At 72.9% G+C, this 1,682-nt stretch carries 1 protein-coding gene; it reads left to right on the top strand.

What is annotated here, in order from left to right:
* Window positions 1-28: 28 nt before the first annotated feature.
* Window positions 29-1,682 (top strand): condensation domain-containing protein (locus IEZ06_RS35705; RefSeq protein ID WP_229799168.1); only part of this gene is annotated, 1,654 nt, incomplete at its 3' end.

Here is a 1,682-nt window from a genome sequence, read left to right as displayed (position 1 = left end):
GCGGACGGTGTTGCCGGAGGTGGGCGGGGTGCCGTTCCAACGGATCCTCGACGCCGCCGAGCTGGGTGACGGGTCAGGGCTGGGCGGGTTCCCGATGGACGTCGAGCAGGTCGGGGAGGACGGGCTCGCCGCGGCGCTGAGCGCCTTCGCCGGTCAGGGGTTCGATCTGGTGACCGAGCCGCCGCTGCGGGCGCGGCTGTTCGGGCTCGGTCCGGACGAGTGGGTGTTGTTGCTGGTGGTGCATCACGTGGCGGCGGACGGGTGGTCGATGGCGCCGCTGGCGCGGGATGTGATCGCGGCGTACGCGGCCCGAACCGAGGGCCGGGCGCCGGTGTGGGAGCCGTTGCCGGTGCAGTACGCCGATTACGCGGCCTGGCAGCGGGAGCTGCTGGGGGATGAATCCGATCCGGGGAGTGTGGCGGCGCGGCAGGCGGGGTTCTGGCGGGAGGCGCTGGCGGGGTTGCCGGTGGAGCTGGAGTTGCCGGTGGATCGTGCGCGGCCGGTGGTGGCGTCGTATCGGGGCGGGACGGTGCCGGTGGAGATCGACGCGGGTCTGCATCGGGAGCTGGGGGTGCTGGCGCGGGGGTCGGGGGCGTCGGTGTTCATGGTGGTGCAGGCGGGGTTGGCGGCGTTGCTGTGCCGTCTGGGTGCGGGGTCGGATGTGCCGATCGGGACGGTGGTGGCGGGCCGGAGCGATGAGGCGTTGGACGATCTGGTGGGGATGTTCGTCAACACGCTGGTGCTGCGGACGGATGTGGGGGGTGATCCGTCGTTCCGTGAGTTGGTGGGGCGGGTGCGGGAGGGGGATCTGGGGGCGTTCGGGCATCAGGATCTGCCGTTCGAGCGGGTGGTGGAGTTGGTGGATCCGGTGCGGTCGATGGCCCGCCATCCCCTCTTCCAGGTGATGCTCGTCCTGCAGAACACCCCGGCCGCCACGCTCGATCTCGACGGCCTCTCCGTGACGATCGAGCCCTTCGTCCCCGAGACCGCCAAGTTCGACCTCCAGCTCACCCTCGCCGAGGACCCGTCCGGCGGTCTGTCCGGCGGCCTGGAGTACGCCGCCGACCTGTTCGACCGGGAGACGGCCGAGGACATCGCGGCCCGGTTCGTCCGCCTGCTCCGTGCCGCGGTCACCGACCCGGACACCCGCATCGGGCGGCTCGACATCCTGGACGAGACCGAGCGGGCGGCCGTCCTCGGCGACTGGACGGGCACCGGAGGCACGCCCCCGGCCACCACCATCGTGTCGGAGTTCGCGGCGCGGGTGGCGGCTTCGCCGGGGGCGGTGGCGGTGGTGTGCGGGGATGCGGCGTTGACGTATGCGGAGCTGGATGCGCGGGCGGGGGCGCTGGCGCGGCGGCTGGTGGGGTTGGGGGTGGGGCCGGAGCGGTTGGTGGCGGTGGTGGCGTCGCGGTCGGTGGAACTGGTGGTGGCGGTGCTGGGGGTGCTGAAGGCGGGGGGTGCGTATGTGCCGGTGGATCCGTCGTATCCGGCGGATCGGGTCGGGTTCATGGTGCAGGACGCGGTTCCGGTGGCGGTGGTGGCGGTCGCGGGGTCGGAGGGGGTGGTTCCGGGTGGGTTGCCGGTGGTGGTGCTGGAGGACGGGGGCGCGTCCTGCCGTCTCCTGACCGATGGGAGCGAACCGGAGGTGGGGGGAGCCGGGTCCTTTGTGACGCCGGGGC

The organism is Planomonospora antibiotica (assembly GCF_014647955.1).
In the GTDB taxonomy this organism is placed as follows: domain Bacteria; phylum Actinomycetota; class Actinomycetes; order Streptosporangiales; family Streptosporangiaceae; genus Planomonospora; species Planomonospora parontospora.
This window is presented reverse-complemented; position numbering and strand designations above follow the sequence as displayed.